The sequence below is a fragment of the Streptomyces sp. NBC_00984 genome, assembly GCF_045162475.1.
Classification (GTDB): domain Bacteria; phylum Actinomycetota; class Actinomycetes; order Streptomycetales; family Streptomycetaceae; genus Streptomyces.
Window position 1 is genome coordinate 475,012 of sequence record NZ_CP108734.1, and the last position, 22,157, is coordinate 497,168.

Consider the following 22,157-nt stretch of genomic DNA (forward strand, 5'->3'; position numbering starts at 1 on the left):
CCCCGGCCCGAGGACACCCCGATCGTTCAGACCATACGAATCAACGACCCGCGAAGTCCGGGTCTAGGGTTCGTAGATCCATTCCAGGTAACGCTCGATCTCGTCCGCCGCGCGCCGCGCGCCTCCCGCACGGCGTGCCTGGCGTTGGAGTGCACGTACTTGGCGGCCCGTCTCCAAGTCGCCGACGAGCACGACGACCGCGTCCACGAGCGATTGCGGACCGGCGGCCTCCGGCGGCATCTGCACCCCGAGTCCAAGTTCCACCACCCGGTCGGCCACCGCACGTTCGCTGGCGCACGTGGGCACTGTGACCAGTGGCGTATTAAAATAGAGAGACTCCATGACGCTGTTCAGGTCCGAGTGGCAGACGAACGCCGACGCGCAGCGCAGCACCACCGAACGCGGAACCCATTCATGCACTTCGACGTTGGGCAACTGCTCGGCTGCCTGAAGCACACCTTCCGAATTGCTGTTCGTCATGATCACCACGTGCAGCGGCTGTCCGGCGAGGGCATCCACGCAGCTCGGGAGGAAATCCGCGTCCGCACCGAGGAGTTCGGGGTCGAGTGCGAGGCACACCACGGGCAGGCCGGTCGCGGGCAGCTGCCAGCGCTCATTCATCCGGCGTTCCGGTATGCAGGGACCGACGAACGCCACGCGACTGTCGAAGAGGTGCCCGTCTGCCTGAAACTCCCTGGGCAGCAGAGCAATCGACAGGGGCTCGGGTCTCGTACAGAAGTCGCTTGGCGACAAACCTGCTTGCTCCGCCGGGGAGAGAAAGCGGAACAGCCGCTCCCGGATGTCCGCGGGAAGGCCACTGACGCACTCGTCGATACCGGAATCGGATACGGCGGCGTCGTCACGAACCAGAACGTCGCCGTTGGCGAAGGACGGGTAGATCTGCACCGCCGGCCGGTTCCAGCGAAAGGTCAGCAATCGAGCGGTAATCCGGGTCGAAGCCTCGTACAGCACCAGGTCAGGCACGTCGTCGGCGAAGTCGGCATAGATCGCCTCCGCCCAGTCGAGCGTGGCTTCGACACACACGGGGTCCGCCGGCCCGCTGCATCCCCAGAGGTCAGTCTGCAGTCCGTAGGTGGGGCAGGACTCGTGGACCAGGACGTCGACGCCGGTGATGACGGCACGCTCGGCGAACTCCTGAGTGGTGACGTAGGTGATCCGGTGATCCCTGCGGTTCAGTTCCTGGGCTATCGGCAGCATCGACCGGCTCTGGGTCTCGGCAGGAGCGCTGAGAACGACAATGCTGTAGCGCGACGGGGAGGGATCTTCGGTCATGAATACGACCTCCCCCGCTCCCTGTGCCCGAGGCGCGGTTCGTCGCCTCCCGCAAGGCCCGGGTGGATTTCCACCGGGAACTTGATTTGTTAACAACTCGCTCAAATTGAGATCGCGTCCTGTGGTGAGGCGCCGGAGCGTACCACGCACGAGGCGCCATGCGAATACAGTCGACCGACTTCATCTGGCCGAATCAGTAATGTCCGGTCTGCACGGGAACCATCCGAACGCACTACAAATATCCTTACTTCTGGGAAAATAACCGGTCCGCACATGAATCTTTCACAACACGGGGAAATATCTTGATCCAGGAGAGGGGGCGCACGCTTACATCGAGATAAATTCACTGTAAACTATTTCACTGGACACAACAAAGCCCCTAACCAACCCCCTAAGGGGTGATTATTGCTGAATTCAAGCCACCCAATTCCACGATTGGCTGACTCGCACCGGGTGGGGAGCACGAAGCCCCGGTGCGCTGTGGGCGTCACCGGGGCCGCTTGCGGAATATTCCGTTCCCGCGAGCGGATGCGGGAACGTCAGATCTCCGGAAGGTTCAGTTTCCAGAAGGTTCAATTCTGATGGTTTCCGGGAGGGATCCAAGCCATTTCTCGACGGAATCGGCCGTGGTGGGGGCCGAATTCTCCAGCAGGGTAAAATGGTTCCCCGGAATCTCACGCAGTGTGTGCGGGGCCGGCCAGGAGGAGCGCCAGCTCTCGTCGCCATCGGCGCTCACGGCCGCCCCGGACTCCCCGGCTCGACCCATGAATGATTCCGTCGGTCGTACGAACAGGACGGGTGCCGCGACTGACTGCGGACCGCACTGGGTGATGAGTGAGCTGTACCGGCCCATGGCCGAGAGCCTGGCCGCGGTGAAGATGCCGAAGGCATCCTCGCGCTCCAGCATCCCGTCCAGCATCTGTGCCCAGAGGCCGTCGGACGAGTCGTCCGCGTTCGCCGAGCCGTCAGCGGCAACCCGCTCATCGCTCTCGTCGGTGGGGAGATAGGTGTCCAGCAGCACGATCGCGGCAGGCATCACCCCTTCGCTCTCCAGGCGGCTGGCCGTGGCATGCGCGAGCTGGCCGCCGGAGGAGTAGCCGACCAGTGCGAACGGTTCGTCACCAGCCAGCCGCCGTACGCTCTCGGCGAAGTGGTCGACGACTGCGTCCACCGAGTCCGGCAGCTGCTCCCCGTCCACGAATCCGGGCGGCGTCACCACATGCACATCGCGCACACCCCTGAAGTTCGCGGCGAGCCGCGCGTACTGTTGGGCTCCGGCGAGCGCCATCGGCGATGGAAAGCAGATCAGCGACGGACCGCGGGGACCGCGGGCCAGCCTCACCGGCGGGCTCACGGTATGCAGTTGGGAGGCAGTCCGGAAGGAAGGACGCAGCTCGGCCACTGCGTTCAGCAGTGCGGTGCCTTCTGCCATTTTTCCCTCCTTCACCGCGGCCCGGAACAGCTCGCTGAGGGTCTCCGGCATGCGCGACGGGCCAGCGGCGGCAACGGCGACACGGGGGGCAGCGGCAGCGGATGCCTGCGCTGACGGGGCGGAGCCCAGTTCGGTACGCAAGTACGAGGCGAGCCGGGCCGGGTTGCCGAGATCGAACACCGCTGCGGCCGGGACTTCCAGCCCGGTGGCGCGTTGCAGACTCATCCGCAGTTCTGTCGCGGAGAGCGAGTCGACTCCGGACTCCAGGAAGCCGCGCTCCGGATCGACCTCACCGGCAGAGTCATGGCCCAGGACCGCAGCCATGTGTCCCACCACCACTTCAATCAGCAGCTTCTCTTGTTCAGGTGCGGGGAGTTCGGCCAGGCGTGCGAGCAGCCGGACCGCCGCCAGGCCGTCGGAGGGCTCCTGGCCGGCCGCAGAATCAAGCCCGTCGGTGACAGCTCCACCAAAGAGCGCGGGCGAGTCGATCCAGTAGCGGCGATGCTGAAAGGCGTAGGTGGGCAGGTCCACTGCCCGTGCGCCACTGCCCTTGTACAGCGCCTGCCAGTCCACTGCGGCTCCGCCGGCGTGCAGCAGTCCCAGTCCTGCCAGAACCTCCCGGGCCTCGTCACGCCGCTTGCGCATCATGGGCACCACGGTCACCCGCTCGGCCTCGCCTGCCTCCAGGCACGGCTGTACCAGCCCTGACAGCACCGCGTCCGGTCCCAGCTCCACGAATCGCGTTACGCCACGTGCCACTGCGGCGCGTATGGCGTCGTTGAAGCGGACGGCTTCGCGGACGTGGGTCACCCAGTAGTCGGGGGAGGTGAGCTCACCCGGCGTGGCGGTGCGTCCGGTGACGTTCGAGACGACCGGGGTACGGGGCTCGCTGTAGGCGAGGCCCGACACCACCGTGCGGAACTTGTCCAGCATCGGGTCCATCAGCGGGGAGTGGAAAGCGTGCGAGACCTTCAGGTACGAGGTCTTGCCGCCCTGGGCGCGTACCGCTTCCACGACCTTGTCGACGGAGGCCGCCGTGCCGGAGACCACCACTGCGCGAGGGCCGTTCACCGCCGCGATCGCCGCGTTGCCGACGCCGTTGAGGTGGGTGCGGACATCGTCTTCGGTGGCCTGGAGGGCGGCCATGGTGCCGCCGTCGGGCAGGGCCTGCATGAGGCGGCCGCGCGCGGCGACCAGGGTGCAGGCGTCGGCGAGGGAGAACACGCCGGCGGCGTGCGCCGCGCTGATCTCGCCGATGGAGTGCCCGGCCAGCAGATCGGGGCGTACACCCAGCGACTCCACCAGGCGGAACAGGGCCGTCTCGATGGCGAACAGGGCGGGCTGGGCGTACTCCGTCCGGTCCAGCAGCACCGCCAGGTCCGAACCCTCCTGAGCGAAGAGCACATCCTTCAGGGGGTGGTCCAGCAGGGGGTCCAGGTGTCCGCACACCTCGTCCAGGGCTGCCGCGAACACCGGAAAGGCTGCGGCGAGTTCACGGCCCATACCGGGGCGTTGGGCACCTTGTCCGGTGAACAGGAAGGCGGTCCTGCCGCTGGTGCGGGCGACTGCGCGGACGAGTTCGGTGGCGGGGGTGTCCTGGCTCAGGGCGCGCAGTCCGGTGCTGAGTTCTGCCGGGTCGGTGCCGGTGATGACGGCGCGGTGTTCCAGGTGTGCGCGGGTGGCGGCCAGGGCGTAGCCGATGTCGGCCGGGGCGGGGGCGTCGGTGCGTTCCAGGAGGTTGAGCAGGCCGGCTGCCTGGGCGCGCAGGGCGTCCGGGCTGGCGCCGGACACCGGCCAGAGCACCGGCCCGGTGGTGTCACCGCGCTTCGGCCCGGCCGTCTCGGCCGAGGCCGGTGCCGGTGCCGGTGCCTGTTCCAGGATCACGTGCGCGTTCGTACCACTGATCCCGAACGACGACACCGCCGCGCGTTTGGGCCTGCCCGCTGCCCACGGCCGGGACTCCGTCAGCAGTTCCACGCCGCCGGCCGTCCAGTCCACCTTCGATGACGGCTCGTCCACGTGCAGGGTCTTGGGCAGTATGCCGTGGCGCATCGCCATGACCATCTTGATGATCCCGGCCACACCTGCCGCAGCCTGCGTGTGCCCCAGGTTCGACTTCACCGACCCCAGCCACAGCGGGCTCTCGGCCGGCCGGCCCTTGCCGTAGGTGGCCAGCAGTGCCTGCGCCTCGATCGGGTCACCCAGCACCGTGCCCGTTCCGTGTGCCTCCACCACATCGACCTGGTCCGCCGACAGCCTGGCATTCGCCAACGCCGCCCGGATCACCCGCTGTTGGGCCGGGCCGTTGGGCGCGGTGAGACCGTTGCTGGCGCCGTCCTGGTTGACCGCACTGCCCCGCACCACCGCGAGTACCCGATGCCCGTTGCGCCGCGCGTCGGAGAGTCGCTCCACCACGAGCACGCCGACGCCCTCGGAGAACCCCGTGCCGTCGGCCGCCTCGGCGAAGGACTTGCAACGGCCATCGGCCGCAAGCCCGCGCTGCCGGCTGAAGTCGACGAAGGTCCCAGGTGTCGACATCACCGTTACGCCTGCCGCCAGCGCGAGTGAACATTCGCCGTTGCGCAGCGCCTGGCCAGCCAGGTGCAGGGCCACCAGCGACGACGAGCACGCCGTGTCCACCGTCATCGCCGGCCCCTCAAGACCGAGGGTGTAGGAGACACGGCCCGAGACAACGCTGCCGCTTCCGTAGCTGTTGATGTAGTCGTGGTACATCACACCGGCGAACACACCCGTGCGGCTGCCGCGGAGAGTGCCCGGATCCAGCCGCGCGTTCTCCAGCGCCTCCCAGGAAGCCTCCAGCAGCAGCCGCTGCTGCGGGTCGATGGCACGCGCCTCACGCGGTGCCACGCCGAAGAAGGCCGGGTCGAAGTCGGCGGCGTCGTAGAGGAACCCGCCGTGACGGGAGTACGAGGTGCCGTCGTGCTCCGGGTCGGGGTCGTACAGGGCATCGAGGTCCCAGCCCCGGTCCTCGGGAAACCCGGATATGGCATCAGCCTCTTCGGAGACCAGCCGCCACAGATCCTCCGGCGACCGGACACCGCCCGGGTAGCGGCAGGACATGCCCACGATGGCGAGCGGCTCCTGCGCCATGCCGGTCAGCTTGCGGTTCTGCTCGCGCAGACGCTCGGTCTCCTTGACGGATGTCCGCAGGGCGTCGACGAGCCTCGCGTCGGGCCGATCGGGTTGCGGAGTCTGAGTGGGCCGGCTGGGACGACTGGGCTCAGTCATTGCGGTGTCACTTCTCCCGCGTCATGTCGTTGACGTCGAATTCGTCGTACACGTGGTCGGATTCGTAGGCCGCGTCGTGGGCCGGGTCTTCGGACAGGTCGTCGGACAGGTCGTCGTGGGCGGAACCAGAGTCCGCGAGAGCCATGCTGATCAAGGCCTCGGTGTCCATGGCATCGATGGAGTCAGCGGCTTCGTCCGCCTCTTCCGCCGCGAGTCCGGCTTCGATTCCGGCGAGTTCCAGCAGGCTGTCCATCAGGCCGGCCTCCCGCAGCCGGGACAGCGGGATCGCGGCGAGCGCGGTACGGATACGGTTCTCCGCCGACCCGGTATCCGTTGCGCTCGGGTCGTCCTCTGTCTGCGGAGCGAGCTCCTCCCACAGGTGACCCGCGACCGCCCGAGTACTGGGGTAGTCGAAGATCAGCGCAGCCGGCAGACGCAGGCCGGTGGCCGCGTTGAGGCGGTTGCGGAACTCCACGGCGGAGAGCGAGTCGAACCCCAGGTCGCTGAACGACCGGTCGGAGTCCACGGCTTCGGTATCGGCATGGCCGAGTACCGCCATGGCTTGCGCGCGCACCACCTCGATCAGCAGATCCTTCCGCTCGTGTGCCGGCGTGTCCGCGAGCCGGGCACGCAAGCTCTGCGAGTCGGCGGGCGACTGCGAAAGGGAGTGCGCGATCCGCCGTGCGGGCGCGCGCACCAAGCCGCGGAAGAGCGGCGGAAGTTCCCCGTCACCGCTCTGCGCCATGGCGCGAACGTCCAACACAGCCGGTACGAGGAGCGCGTCAGCCGGGTTGCCGATCTGGTCCTGGTCGAGCACAGCCGTATCGAACAGGGCCAGGCCCTGCTGGGCGGAGAGTGCCCCGGCACCCGCGCGTGCCATGCGGTGCGCATCGGTGCCGCTCAGCGTGCCGGCCATGCCGCCGTCGTCCGCCCACATGCCCCAGGCCAGCGAGCTGGCCACCAGGCCATGGGCCCGGCGGTGCTGGGCCAGCGCATCCAGGAAGGCATTGGCTGCCGCGTAGTTGCCCTGCCCCGGTACGCCCAGCGCCCCGGCGATGGAGGAGAAGAGCACAAACGCGGACAGGCCGAGGTCGCGGGTCAGCTCGTGCAGGTTCCAGGCCGCGTCGGTCTTGGGCCGGAGCACGGTGTCCATGCGTTCCGGAGTCAGCGAGCCGATGACTCCGTCGTCGAGCGTGCCGGCGACGTGCACGACACCGGTCAGCGGGTGGTCGGCCGGAACTGCCGCCAGCAGGAGGGCCAGTTGGGTGCGGTCGGCGACGTCACAGGCAGCAAGTGTCACGCCGGCGCCCAGCGCGGCCAGCTCGGCACTCAGCTCGGCGGCACCGGGTGCGTCCGGCCCCCGGCGGCTGGCCAGTAGTACATGGCCGGCCCCGTGTTCGGCCACCAGGTGGCGTACGACCAAGGCCCCCAGCGCGCCAGTGGCACCAGTCACCAGAACCGTGCCGTCGGCATCCCAGACCTTCCGCTCGGACGGGACATCGGCATCGGCGGGCCGGGCCGCGGCAGACACCCGCGCCAATCGCGGGACGTACACGTCGCCCTCACGCAGCGCGAGTTGCGGCTCATCTGTATGCACGGCCCGAGGCAGTGCGGCGAGAGAGGCATCGTGGCCGTCCACGTCGATCAGTACGATCCGGCCCGGATTCTCCATCTGCGCCGACCGTACGAGACCGCCCACTGCGGCACCCGCGAGATCACTCACGTCGCCGGCCGCCGTCGGGACCGCGCCCTGTGTCACCACCACCAGGGTCGACGCGGCGAACCGCTCGTCCGCCAGCCATGTCTGAAGGTCGGCGAGGGTCCGATGCGTACGCTCGCGCACCGCGGCCGCGACATCCACTCCAGCCTCGGCCGTACGGGTGTCTCCGACGACCGGCAGGACGACTACGCTCGCGTCGCCGGCATCGCGCAGCTCCGGTACCACCGCGCTGCTCGCCACCACGGTGGCGAGAGATTCCGACCACTCGACGGCATTCGAACCGACCACTACCCACTTGCCGTTGTCGGCCAAAGCGGGAGCCGAGGGTGACGGAGCCCAGTCGACCCGGTACAGGGAGTCGTGGAACTCGGTGCGTGCCTGGGCCAGTTGCTCCTCGGAGATCGGCCGGACATCCAGCCGCTCCACCGAGACCACCGCACGACCCGCGGCATCCGCCACCTCAAGCGACACCGCACCGGAGCTCAGCGGGCGCACCCGCACCCGCAGCGCCGACGCACCCGTCGCGAACAACTCCACACCCGACCACGCGAACGGCAGACCAGCCCGCTCCCCCGCACCCGTCAGACCCACCGCATGCAACGCCGCATCCAACACCGCCGGATGCACACCAAACCCCTCAACCCCCACACCCTCCGGCAACACCACCTCAGCAAACACATCCTCGCCCAGCCGCCACGCAGCCCTCAGACCCTGGAACACCGGGCCGTACACCAACCCCCCTTCCGCATAACGCTCGTACACACCCTCAACCGAAACCGGCACCGCACCCACCGGAGGCCACACGGCGAATTCGGACTCGTCCGCGCGACCGCCCGTCCCCGTGCCGAGCACACCCGCGGCGTGCCGCGTCCACGACGCGTCACCCATCACGTCCTCCTCGCCACGCGAGTGGATGCTGAACGTGCGGCTGCCCGAGTCGTCAGGCGCGTTGACCACGAGCTGGGTGTGGATCACTCCGTGCTCCGGGAGCACCAGCGGAGTCTCCAGGGTCATCTCCGACAGCAGCGCGCAGCCCACCTGGTCACCGGCCCCGATCGCCATCTCGACAAAGCCTGTGCCGGGAAAGAGCACGGTGTCACCGATGGCGTGGTCGGCCAGCCATGGCTGGGTCCGGGTGGAGAGCCGGCCGCTGAAGAGCAGACCGTCCGACTCGGCGAGCACGGCGGCTGCTCCCAGCAGCGGGTGATCGCCTGCGCCGGATGCCGCACCGAACGGGGAGTAACCGTCGATCCAGTAGCGCCGGCGCTGGAAGGGATAGGTGGGAAGGTCGACCTGCTGAGCTGTTCCTGAGGCGTGCAGGCCCGCCCACCGGACGGTGTGGCCACTGGTCCAGAGGTGGGCCAGCGCGGAGAGGGTTTCGGCCTGTTCGGGGCGGTTGCGGCGTAGGAGGGGGATGAATGCAACTGTGGTGTCGTCGGGCAGGGCGTCGGGGGCCATGGCGGTCAGGACCGCGTCCGGGCCGATCTCCAGGAAGGTGGTGACGCCCTCGGCCGCCAGAGCCTGGATGCCATCGGCGAAGCGGACGGCATCGCGGACGTGGGACACCCAGTAGTCGGCGGAAGTGAGTTCACCGGGTGCGGCGGTACGGCCGGTGACGTTCGAGACGACGGGGATACGGGGCTCGCTGTAGGTGAGTCCCGTCACCACTGCCTTGAACTCCTCCAGCATCGGGGCCATCAGCGGGGAGTGGAAGGCGTGCGACACCTTCAGCCGGGACGTCTTTCGGCCCTGTGCCCGCAGTTCTTCCACCACCGAGTCGACGGTGTCCTTGCTGCCGGAAATAACCACCGCACGGGGGCCGTTGACCGCCGCGAGCGCAGCGTCCTCGGCGCGGTCCAGGAGCGTGAGGATCTCGTCCTCGGTGGCCTGGACGGCGGCCATGATGCCGCCGTCGGGCAGGGCCTGCATGAGCCGGCCGCGCGCGGCGACCAGGGAGCAGGCGTCGGCGAGGGAGAACACGCCGGCGGCATGCGCCGCGCTGATCTCGCCGATGGAGTGCCCGGCCAGCAGATCGGGGCGTACACCCAGCGACTCCACCAGGCGGAACAGGGCCGTCTCGATGGCGAACAGGGCGGGCTGGGCGTACTCCGTCCGGTCCAGCAGCACCGCCGGGTCCGAACCCTCCTGAGCGAAGAGCACATCCTTCAGGGGGTGGTCCAGCAGGGGGTCCAGGTGCCCGCACACCTCGTCCAGGGCTGCCGCGAACACCGGGAACGCCGCAGCGAGTTCACGGCCCATACCGGTCCGCTGCGCGCCCTGGCCCGTGAACAGGAACGCCAGCAGACCCTCGGTCACCGCCCCTTCGACCACACCCGGCGCACCCTCGCCAGCAGCCAATGCCCGTAGACCTGCGATCAGTTCATCACGTCCGGTACCCGCAATCACCGCACGGTGGTCCAGCTGCGCCCGCGTCGTCGCCAGTGCGACGCCCACATCCACCGGCTCGGGAGCGTCCTCGCGCCCCACCAGGCCCAGCAGCCCCGCCGCCTGCGCGCGCAACGCCGCCGCGTTCGTGGCGGACACCGGCCACGCCAAGATCCCGGGACGGCCGGCCAGCTCGTTCGCCGGCCGCAGCCCGGAGGCGGACCCGGAGCCGACGGGCTCGGGGGCCTGCTCGATGATCACGTGCGCGTTCGTGCCGCTGATCCCGAAGGACGAGACGGCCGCGCGCCTCACTTCCCCGGCCTCCCAGGGCCGGGACTCCGTCAGCAGTTCCACACGGCCGGCCGTCCAGTCCACCTTTGACGACGGCTCGTCCACGTGCAGGGTCTTGGGCAGTACGCCGTTGCGCATCGCCATGACCATCTTGATGATCCCGGCCACACCCGCGGCGGCTTGGGTGTGTCCCAGGTTCGACTTGATGGAGCCGAGCCACAGCGGGTGCTCGGCGGCGCGGTCACGTCCGTACGTCGCCAGCAGCGCCTGGGCCTCGATCGGGTCGCCCAGGACCGTGCCCGTACCGTGTGCCTCCACCGCGTCGATCTGGTCCGCCGACAGCCTGGCATTCGCCAAGGCCGCCCGGATCACGCGCTGTTGGGACGGGCCGTTCGGCGCCGTCAAGCCGTTGCTCGCGCCGTCCTGGTTCACTGCGCTGCCGCGTACCACCGCAAGCACCTGGTGGCCGTTGCGTCGCGCGTCCGAAAGCCGCTCCACCACCAGCACGCCGACGCCCTCGGACCAGCCGGTGCCGTCTGCCGCCTCGGCGAAAGACTTGCAACGACCGTCGCCCGCCAGGCCGCGCTGCCTGCTGAATTCGATGAAAGTGGCGGGTGTGGACATCACCGTCACGCCGCCGACCAGGGCGAGGGAGCATTCGCCGGTGCGTAGAGCCTGGCCCGCCAGGTGCAGGGCCACCAGGGACGACGAGCACGCCGTGTCCACAGTCACGGCCGGCCCTTCCAGGCCGAAGGTGTAAGCGATACGGCCGGAGACGATGCTGCCCGCGCTGTGACTGGTCGGGTAGTCGTGGTACATCAGGCCTGCGAAGACGCCGGTCGAGCTGCCCTTCACGGTCGCGGGGTCGATGCCTGCCCGCTCGAACGCCTCCCAGGAGGCCTCCAGCAGCAGTCGCTGCTGCGGGTCCGTGCTCAGTGCTTCGTTCGGGCTGATCCGGAAGAAGGCGGCGTCGAAGTCGGCCGCGTCGTGCAGGAAGCCGCCCTTGTTCACGTACGTGGTGTCCGGCCGCTCGCCGTTCGGGTCGAAGATCGCGCTGGTCTCCCAGCCGCGGTCCTGCGGGAACTCGGAGACGGTGTCATTGCCCTCGGAGACCAGTTTCCACAGGTCTTCGGGCGACTCGATGCCGCCGGGATAGCGGCAGGACATGCCCACGATGACGATCGGGTCGTCGGTTACGAGCCCCTCGTGGCTCACCGGTGCAACAGGGGGGGTGTCGAGCGTGCCGAGGAGTTCGTCGTGGAGATGGTCCGCGAGGTCGCCGGCAGTCGGGTAGTCGAAGACGAGAGTGGCCGGCAGGCGCAGGCCGGTCGCCGCGTTCAGCCCGTTGCGCAGTTCCACCGAGGTCAGCGAGTCGAAGCCCAGGTCACTGAAGGCGCGGTCCGGCGCGATGGCCGCGGGCGTCGCATGACCCAATACGTCGGCGACCTGTCCCCGCACCACATTGAGCAGCGCGCGTTCCCGCTCGGCCGGGGTGAGTGCGGACAGCTGATGGTGCAGCGTGTCAGCGGTGGTGCCGTCGCTGATGGCAGCGGTACGTCGCACCGTGGGGACCAGGTGGTGGTAGAGGAACGGGAGTGCGGTGCCCTGTGCTCGCAGCGCCTCCACATCAAGACGTACCGGCACCAACGCCGCGTCCGCCCGCGCACCCGCATCAAACAACCGCAAGCCGTCCACCACCGACAACGGCAACACACCACCCCGCGCCATCCGCGAACGATCACCCTCCGACAACCCACCACCCATACCCCCCACACCCGTGTCACCCCAGAGACCCCACGCCAACGAAGCACCCGGCAACCCCTCCGCCACCCGAAACTCCACCAAACCATCCAAAAACGCATTCGCCGCCGCATAATTCCCCTGCCCCGGCACCCCCAACACACCAGCAGCAGACGAAAACACCACAAACGCATCCAACGCCAAACCCCGCGTCAACTCATGCAAATTCCACCCACCCAACACCTTCGGCCGCAACACCGCACCCAGCCGCTCCGCAGTCAGCGAACCCACCAAACCGTCATCCAGCACACCCGCCGCATGCACCACCCCACACAACGGAAACTCCTCAGGAATCCCCGCCAACACCCCCTCCAACGCACCACGATCCGCCACATCACACGCCACCAACTCCACCGACACCGCACCCAACCCCAACAACGACGCCACCAACTCACCCGCACCCTCAGCACCACCACCACGACGACTCGTCAACACCAACCGCCGCACCCCACACACCGACACCAAATGCCGCGCCAACACCACACCCAAACCACCCATCCCACCCGTCACCAACACCGTCCCACCCGACGACCAACCACCAGCAACACCATCAACACCCCCAGCCAAACCCCCAGCCAAACTCGCAGTTACACCCGCACGCACCAGACGCGGAACAAACAACACCCCGCCCCGCAAAGCCACCTGCGGCTCGCCCACACCCATCACCGCATCCAGCGACAGCCCCGCATCGTCCACATCCACCAGCACAAACCGCCCCGGATGCTCCGCCTGCGCCGACCGCACCAAACCACCCACCGCAGCACCCGCCAGGTCACACACCTCACTACCGCCGGCCGACACCGCGCCCCGCGTCACCACCACCAACGTCGACCCACCAAAACGCTCCTCCCCCAACCACACCTGAAGAGCACCCAACACACCCTCCAACACACCACTCACACCATCCGCACCCCCACCAACATCACCGAACGCCCGCAACACCACAACACCCGGAACCGGCACATCGGCAGCAGCACCCACCACATCGGCAAAATCCACCACACCAGACCCAGCACCCACAGCCACCGAAACCGGCCCAGCCGGCACCCAATCCACCCGATACAAGGAGTCGTGGAACTCGGCGCGTGCCTGGGCCAGTTGCTCCTCGGAGATCGGCCGGACATCCAGCCGCTCCACCGAGACCACCGCACGACCCGCGGCATCCGCCACCTCAAGCGACACCGCACCGGAGCTCAGCGGGCGCACCCGCACCCGCAGCGCCGACGCACCCGTCGCGAACAACTCCACACCCGACCACGCGAACGGCAGACCAGCCCGCTCCCCCGCACCCGTCAGACCCACCGCATGCAACGCCGCATCCAACACCGCCGGATGCACACCAAACCCCTCAACCCCCACACCCTCCGGCAACACCACCTCAGCAAACACATCCTCGCCCAGCCGCCACGCAGCCCTCAGACCCTGGAACACCGGGCCGTACACCAACCCCCCTTCCGCATAACGCTCGTACACACCCTCAACCGAAACCGGCACCGCACCCACCGGAGGCCACACGGTCAGATCAACCTCGCCCACACCGCCCCGCACCCCAGCACCCAACACACCCGTCGCATGCCGGGTCCAGGACGTGTCGTCCACCGCACCCTCACCACGGGAGAACACCCGCACCGCACGCCCACCAGAGCCACCCTCAGGCGCACCCACCACCACCTGCACCTGCACACCACCACGCACCGGCAACACCAACGGCGCCTCCAGCGTCAACTCCTCCAACACCCCACACCCGACCTGATCCCCCGCCCGAATCGCCAACTCCACAAACCCGGTGCCGGGGAAGAAGATCGAGCCACCCACGACATGGTCGGCCAGCCAGGGCTGGGTCTGCGCAGAGAGCCGACCGGTGAAGAGGACCCCCTCCGAGTCGGCGAGCACGACGGCCGCGCCCAGCAGTGGGTGGTCGGTGGCACCGAGGCCGATGGCCGCCGGGTCACCGTGATCGGTCGGCGTCTGCGACCAGAAACGGCGACGCTGGAAGGCGTACGTGGGCAGATCGATCTCGCGGGCTCCGCTGCCCTCGAAGACGGCGGGCCAGCCGACTTCGCCACCGGCGGCGTACAGGTGCCCCAGTCCGGCCAGGAGGGACCGCGCCTCCGGACGTCCCTTGCGCAGCAGCGGCACGCACACCGTCTGCTCCGTCTGCCCCGCCCGCTCCGACTCCTCGGTCTCCGCGCTCTCCGCGAGGCACGTCTGCGCGAGGCCCGTCAGTACACCGTCGGGGCCCACCTCCACGAACCGTGTCACTCCACGGTCCGCGGCGCTGCGCACGCCGTCGCTGAAGCGCACCGCTTCGCTCACATGCCGCAGCCAGTAGTCCACCGAGCACAGCTCCTGCTCGGCGGCCACGTCGCCCGTCACGTTGGACACCACTGCCAGCTTCGGCTCAGCGAACGACAGGCCCTCCAGGACCTGCCGGAAGTCGGCCAGCATCGGCTCCATCAGCGTGGAGTGGAAGGCGTGCGACACCTTCAGCCGGGACGTCTTTCGGCCCTGTGCCCGCAGCCACTCCGCGACCTCCTCCACCGCCGCTTCGGGGCCGGAAAGGACCACGGACCGCGGGCCGTTGACCGCGGCCAGGCCGGCTCCCGCCGACTCGGCGAGCAGCGGCAGCGTCTCCTCCTCCGTCGCCTCGACCGCGACCATCGCGCCGCCGGCCGGGAGCGCCTGCATCAGCCGGCCGCGCGCGGTGACCAGCGTGCAGGCGTCCGCCAGGGTCAGCACCCCGGCGATGTGCGCGGCGGCGATCTCGCCGATCGAGTGCCCCATCACGAAGTCGGGACGTACACCCCAGGAGTTGACCAGGCAGTACAGGCTCACTTCGACCGTGAACAGGGCGGGCTGGGCGTATTCGGTACGGTCCAGCAATGCCGCGTCAGCCGTGCCCTCGTCCGCGAACAGCACGTCCTTCACGGGCCGTTCCAGCAGAGCGTCGAACTGCTCGCAGATCTCGTCCCAAGCCTGCCGGAAGACGGGGTACGTGTCGTACAGTTCGCGGCCCATGCCGGTGCGCTGCGCACCCTGCCCGGTGAACAGGAACGCGGTCTTGCCGCTGGTACGCACCGCGTCCCGCGCGGCCGTATCCTCGGCGAGGGACCGCAGGCCGGCCACCAGCTCGGCCGTGTCCGCGCCGAGAACGGTCGCGCGCTGCTCCAGCGCTCCGCGCATCGTCGTCAGGGACCAGCCCACATCCGCCGGACGGAGTTCGCTGTGCTCCTCCACGTACGACGCGAGTCGCGCCGCCTGGGCGCGCAGCCCTTCCTCGCCGCGGGCGGAGATGACCCACGGCACCACGGTGTCGCTCGACGGCCCGGCCTCCGAGGAGTCGGCTGCCGGCTCGTCGTCACGGTCGTGCGCAGCCTGCTCGATGATCACGTGGGCGTTCGTCCCGCTGATGCCGAAGGACGAGATGCCCGCTCGGCGCGGCCGGTCGACGTCCCACGCGACTTCCTCGGTCAGCAGCCGCATCGCGCCCGCCGTCCAGTCGACGTGGGTGGACGGCTCGTCCACGTGCAGGGTCCTGGGCAGTACGCCGTTGCGCATCGCCATGACCATCTTGATGATTCCGGCGACGCCGGCAGCGCCCTGGGTGTGGCCGATGTTGGACTTGACCGAGCCCAGCCACAGCGGCCGGTCGGCGGCGCGCTCCTGTCCGTACGTCGCCATCAGGGCCTGGGCCTCGATCGGGTCACCCAGGACCGTGCCGGTGCCGTGCGCCTCGACCGCGTCGACGTCTGCGGCGGTGAGCTGGGCGTTGGCCAGGGCCTGGCGGATGACGCGCTGCTGGGCGGGGCCGTTCGGCGCGGTGAGGCCGTTGCTGGCGCCGTCCTGGTTGACCGCGGAGCCGCGTACGTGCGCGAGCACCCGGTGACCGTTGCGCGTCGCGTCCGACAGCCGCTCGACCACCAGGAGGCCCACGCCCTCGCCCCAGGCGGTACCGTCCGCTCCGGCGGCGAACGCCTTGCACAGACCGTCGCGGGACAGACCGCGCTGGCGGCTGAACTCCACGAAGGCGGCGGGCGAGGCCATGATTGTCACACCGCCTGCCAGGGCGAGATCGCACTCGCCGTTGCGCAGGGCCTGGATCGCGAGGTGCAGGGCCACCAGCGATGACGAACACGCCGTGTCCACGGTCACGGCCGGCCCTTCCAGACCGTACGTATAGGCGATGCGCCCGGAGACGATGCTGCCGGAGCTGTTGCTGCCGGTGTAGTCGTGGTAGACGAGACCGGCGAAGACACCGGTGGCGCTGCCCTTGAGCGTCGCGGGGTCGATGCCCGCCCGCTCGAACGCCTCCCAGGACGTCTGCAGCAGCAGTCGCTGCTGCGGATCGGTGATGAGGGCCTCGTTCGGGCTGATGCCGAAGAAGTCCGCGTCGAAGTCGGCCGCGTCGTGCAGGAACCCGCCCCTGCGTACGTACGTGGTGTCCGGGCGGGACTCGGTGGGGTCGTAGAGGCGGTCGACGTTCCAGCCCCGGTTCTCGGGGAAGTCGGTGATGGCGTCGTCGCCTTCCAAGACCAGTTTCCACAGGTCTTCGGGCGACTCGATGCCGCCGGGGAAGCGGCAGGACATGCCCACGATGACGATCGGGTCGTCGGCGAGCGCGCCGGTCGTCGGCAGGACGGTGGCGGCGGCCACGTCTCCGGAGACCTCGGACAGCAAGTGGTCCGCGAGGTCGCCGGCGGTCGGGTAGTCGAAGACGAGAGTGGCCGGCAGGTGCAGGCCGGTTGTGTTGTTGAGGCTGTTGCGCAGTTCCACCGAGGTCAGCGAGTCGAAACCCAGGTCGCTGAAGGCGCGGTCCGGCGCGATGGCCGCGGGCGTCGCATGACCCAGTACTGCGGCGACTTGTCCCCGCACCAGGTCGAGGACCGCTTCGTGGCGTTCGGACTCGGCGAGTACGGCGAGGCGTTCACCGAGCGAGCTGGCAGCAGCGATCGCGGTCCGCGAGGTGGCCTGTCGGCGTGCCGGGCGTCCGGTGAGGTGGTGGTAGAGGGGGGGCAGGGCGGTGCCCTGTGCTCGCAGCGCCTCCACATCAAGACGTACCGGCACCAACGCCGCGTCCGCCCGCGCACCCGCATCAAACAACCGCAAGCCGTCCACCACCGACAACGGCAACACACCACCCCGCGCCATCCGCGAACGATCACCCTCCGACAACCCACCACCCATACCCCCCACACCCGTGTCACCCCAGAGACCCCACGCCAACGAAGCACCCGGCAACCCCTCCGCCACCCGAAACTCCACCAAACCATCCAAAAACGCATTCGCCGCCGCATAATTCCCCTGCCCCGGCACCCCCAACACACCAGCAGCAGACGAAAACACCACAAACGCATCCAACGCCAAACCCCGCGTCAACTCATGCAAATTCCACCCACCCAACACCTTCGGCCGCAACACCGCACCCAACCGCTCCGCAGTCAGCGAACCCACCAAACCGTCATCCAGCACACCCGCCGCATGCACCACCCCACACAACGGAAACTCCTCAGGAATCCCCGCCAACACCCCCTCCAACGCACCACGATCCGCCACATCACACGCCACCAACTCCACCGACACCGCACCCAACCCCAACAACGACGCCACCAACTCACCCGCACCCTCAGCACCACCACCACGACGACTCGTCAACACCAACCGCCGCACCCCACACACCGACACCAAATGCCGCGCCAACACCACACCCAAACCACCCATCCCACCCGTCACCAACACCGTCCCACCCGACGACCAACCACCAGCAACACCATCAACACCCCCAGCCAAACCCGCAGTTACACCCGCAGTTACACCCGCACGCACCAGACGCGGAACAAACAACACCCCGCCCCGCAAAGCCACCTGCGGCTCACCCACACCCATCACCGCATCCAGCGACAACCCCGCATCGTCCACATCCACCAGCACAAACCGCCCCGGATGCTCCGCCTGCGCCGACCGCACCAAACCACCCACCGCAGCACCCGCCAGATCACACACCTCACTACCGCCGGCCGACACCGCGCCCCGCGTCACCACCACCAACGTCGACCCACCAAAACGCTCCTCCCCCAACCACACCTGAAGAGCACCCAACACCCCCTCCAACACACCACTCACACCATCCGCACCCCCACCAACATCACCGAACGCCCGCAACACCACAACACCCGGAACCGGCACATCGGCAGCAGCACCCACCACATCGGCAAAATCCACCACACCAGACCCAGCACCCACAGCCACCGAACCCGACCCAGCCGACACCCAATCCACCCGATACAAGGAGTCGTGGAACTCGGCCCCGCCACCACTGGCCAACTCCGAGGCCTGGGTGGGCCGTACGGTCAGCGACTCGATGGAGGCGACCGCTTCGCCCGCCGTGTCGGCGATGTCCACCGCGAAGCTGTCCGCGCCCAACGGCGAGAGCCGTACCCGCAACGCGGACGCACCGGTGGCGTGCAGCGTCACTCCGCGCCACTCCGCGTTCAGTCGCAGGTTCACTGCCGCCTCGGCGACCGGCGCGGAGCTCAGGAGTGCCAGGCTCTGCACTGCGGCGTCCAGGGCCGCAGGGTGCAGGCCAAATCGCTCGGCATCCTTTGCCGCCTGCTCAGGCAGGACGACCTCGGCGTACAGTTCCTCGTCATGGCGCCAGGCGGCCTTCAGGCCCTGGAATACCGGCCCGTACGTCAGCCCCGCATCCGCGTACCGCTCGTACACGTCCTCAACCGAAACCGGCGCCGCCCCCGCCGGAGGCCATACACCGAAAGCGGGCTCGTCCGCGACAGCGCGCACACCGGCATCGAGCACGCCTGTGGCGTGCCGCGTCCACGACGCGTCACCCGCCACATGCTCACCGCGCGAGAACACTCGCACCGCACGCCCACCAGAGCCACCCTCAGGCGCACCCACCACCACCTGCACCTGCACACCACCACGCACCGGCAACACCAACGGCGCCTCCAGCGTCAACTCCTCCAACACCCCACACCCGACCTGATCCCCCGCCCGAATCGCCAACTCCACAAACCCGGTCTCCGGGAACACGACGGAGCCCGCGGCGGCACGGTCGGCCAGCCAGGTGTGCGTAGCCACGGAGAGTCGCCCGGTGAACAGCGCACCGTCGGAGTCCGCCAGCATCATCGCCGCACCCAGCAGCGGGTGATCGGCGGCGTCGAGCCCGATCGAGGCGATGTTTCCGACGGTCGCCACGTTCTTGATCCAGTAGTGCCGGCGCTGGAAGGGGTAGGTGGGCAGGTCGACGGGCCGGGTCGGGCCGCCGGGGTGCAGGGCGGGCCAGTTGACGGTGTGGCCGGTGGTCCAGAGGCGGGCCAGCGCGGTGCGGGTCTCCGTCTGTTCGGGGCGGTCGCGGCGCAGTAGGGAGACGAAGACGGCCGTGGTGTCGTCGGGGAGTGCACCGGGGGCCATGGCGGTGAGGACGGCGTCCGGGCCGACCTCCAGGAACGTCGTCACGCCCTGGTCGGCGAGGGTCTGCACGCCGTCGGCGAAGCGGACCGCCTCGCGGACGTGGGACACCCAGTACTCGGCAGAGGTGATCTCCCCCGCCGTGGCCATGCGGCCGGTCACATTCGAGACCACGGGGATGCGAGGCTCGCTGTAGGCGAGACCCGACACCACCGCCTTGAACTCGTCGAGCATCGGGTCCATCAGGGGTGAGTGGAAGGCGTGCGAGACCTTCAGCCGGGACGTCTTGCCGCCCTGCGCCCGTACCGCCTCCACCACCCTCTCCACGGAGGCCGCAGCCCCGGAAACCACCACCGCGCGCGGCCCGTTGACCGCCGCGACCGTGGCGTCCCCGACCCCGTCGAGCAGCGCGCGGACCTCCTCCTCGGTGGCCTGCACGGCCGCCATCACCCCGCCCTCGGGCAGCGCCTGCATCAGCCGGCCGCGCGCCGCGACCAGCGCACACGCGTCCGCCAACGAGAACACTCCGGCCGCGTGCGCCGCACCGATCTCACCGATCGAATGCCCGGCCAGCACATCGGGCCGCACACCCCACGACTCCACCAGCCGGAACAGCGCCGTCTCCACCGCGAACAGCGCCGGCTGCGCGTACTCCGTACGATCCAGCAGCGCAGCCTCCGCCGACCCCACCTCAGCGAACAGCACATCCTTCAAAGGCCGTTCCAGCTGAAGGTCGAGATGACCGCACGCCTCGTCCAGCGCGGTCGCGAACACCGGGAAAACGGCGGCCAGTTCACGACCCATACCGACCCGCTGCGCACCCTGCCCCGTAAAGAGGAACGCCAGCCGGCCTTCAGCCGCGGCCCCGCTGACCACACCCGGCGCAGGCTCGCCGGCAGCCAGTGCCCGCAGCCCTGCGACCAGTTCATCGCGCCCGGCGCCCGCGACCACCGCACGGTGCTCCAGCTGCGCGCGCGTCGTCGCCAGCGCGACACCCACATCCACCGGATCCGGAGCAGCCACACGCTCCATCAGGCCCAACAGCCCCGCCGCCTGCGCACGCAACGCCTCCGCGCTCGCCCCGGAGACCGGCCACAGCACCGGTCCCGTGGAGCCTGTGGAGTCCGAGTCGGGGCGCTCCACGGGCTCCGCCCCAATGGGCTCCGCCGCCGGCGCCTCCTCAAGGATGACGTGCGCGTTCGTACCGCTGATCCCGAACGACGAGACACCCGCCCGGCGCGGCGTCGTGCCGTCCCACTCCACTTCCTCGGTCAGCAGCCGGACATGGCCGGCCGTCCAGTCCACCTTCGTCGACGGCTCGTCCGCGTGCAGCGTCTTCGGCAGGACGCCGGCCCGCATCGCCATGACCATCTTGATGATCCCGGCGACACCCGCAGCGGCCTGCGTGTGACCCATGTTCGACTTCACCGACCCCAGCCACAGAGGGTTCTCCGCCGCGCGGTCGCGCCCGTACGTCGCCAGCAGTGCCTGCGCCTCGATCGGGTCGCCCAGGACCGTGCCCGTACCGTGTGCCTCGACCACGTCCACCTGGTCCGCAGACAGCTGCGCGCTCGCCAGCGCGTCCCAGATGACGCGCTGCTGAGACGGGCCGTTCGGCGCGGTGAGGCCGTTGCTCGCGCCGTCCTGGTTCACGGCGGAGCCGCGTACGACAGCCAGTACGGAATGTCCGTTGCGCCGCGCGTCGGACAGCCGCTCCACCAGCAGTACGCCCGCGCCCTCGGACCAGCCGGTGCCGTCCGCCGCCTCGGAGAACGCCTTGCAGCGGCCGTCGGCCGCGAGACCGCGCTGCTTGCTGAACGCGACGTAGGGGCCGGGGGTCGCCATCACGGTCGCGCCGCCTGCGAGCGCGAGGGTGCACTCACCCTTGTGCAGTGCCTGGATCGCGAGGTGCAGTGCGACCAGCGACGACGAGCACGCCGTGTCCACCGTGACGGCCGGCCCCTCCAGCCCGAGTACGTAGGAGATACGGCCGGACAGCACGGCCGCGTTGCTGCCGGTGGCCATGTATGCCTCGGCCTCTTCCGGCAGTTCCAGGTCGAAGTAGGTCTGGCCGTTGGTGCCCATGAAGACGCCCACGCGGCCGCCGTGCACCGAGTCCGGCGCGATGCCACCGCGCTCGAAGGCCTCCCAGGAGGCCTCCAGCAGCAGCCGCTGCTGCGGGTCCATCGCCAGTGCCTCGCGCGGCGATATGCCGAAGAAGGCCGGGTCGAACTCCGCGGCGTCGTAAAGGAAGCCGCCCTTGCGCGGGTAGTCCGCGCCGTCATCCGCGCCCGAGCCCGTTCCGGCGTCGGACCCGGTGTCCCAGCCGCGGTCCTCGGGGAAGTCCCCGATCGCGTCGACCCCTCCGGCGATCAGCTGCCACAGCTCCTCGGGCGAACGCACGCCGCCGGGGAGGCGGCAGCTCATCGCGACGATGGCGATGGGCTCCTGTCCGGCGTTCTCGATCTCCCGCAGCTGCTGCTTCGTGGCATGCAGGTCCGCGGTCGTCCGCTTGAGGTAGTCGAGGAGCTTAGCTTCGTTCACGTTCGCCATCAGGGCCTC

At 69.2% G+C, this 22,157-nt stretch carries 2 protein-coding genes and 1 pseudogene; all 3 read right to left on the reverse strand.

Features of this window, described 5'->3' with window-relative positions; translation table 11 throughout:
* Window positions 1–63: 63 nt before the first annotated feature.
* The 3 genes and pseudogenes from OG520_RS02265 to OG520_RS02275 all read right to left on the reverse strand — a co-directional run bounded on the left by OG520_RS02265 (window position 64) and on the right by OG520_RS02275 (window position 22,139).
* Complete coding sequence (locus OG520_RS02265; RefSeq protein ID WP_406011977.1) at window positions 64–1,293, reverse strand: nucleotide disphospho-sugar-binding domain-containing protein; 1,230 nt, start codon at window positions 1,291–1,293, stop codon at window positions 64–66.
* 556 nt (window positions 1,294–1,849) lie between these two features.
* Window positions 1,850–5,896, reverse strand: a pseudogene (locus OG520_RS02270) (type I polyketide synthase); the annotation flags it as partial.
* Between the two features lie 85 nt (window positions 5,897–5,981).
* Complete coding sequence (locus OG520_RS02275; protein WP_406011978.1) at window positions 5,982–22,139, reverse strand: type I polyketide synthase; 16,158 nt, start codon at window positions 22,137–22,139, stop codon at window positions 5,982–5,984.
* Window positions 22,140–22,157 lie beyond the last annotated feature (18 nt).